1 protein-coding gene is annotated in these 207 nt (G+C 74.9%); it reads right to left on the bottom strand.

What is annotated here, in order from left to right:
- A partial coding sequence (locus tag PUR56_RS43185) for a hypothetical protein (protein WP_329947449.1) occupies nt 1-207 on the bottom strand: 207 nt, incomplete at both ends.

The raw sequence follows: 207 nt of genomic DNA, 5'->3' as shown, positions 1-207 counted from the left end.
GAGCGGGTCGCCGCCGTCCCGGTCCTGACCGTAGGTGGCCAGGAGGGCCTGGGCCTCGATCGGGTCGCCGAGCGTCGTGCCGGTGCCGTGCGCCTCGACCGCGTCGACGTCCTGCGGGTTCAACCCCGCCTGCGCCAACGCCGCCCGGATCACCCGCTGCTGCGACGGACCGTTCGGCGCCGTCAGACCGTTCGACGCACCGTCCTG

This window comes from Streptomyces sp. BE303, assembly GCF_036290945.1.
Classification (GTDB): domain Bacteria; phylum Actinomycetota; class Actinomycetes; order Streptomycetales; family Streptomycetaceae; genus Kitasatospora.
Note: the sequence above shows the minus strand (reverse complement) of the source record. Positions and strands in the feature narration are given on the sequence as shown.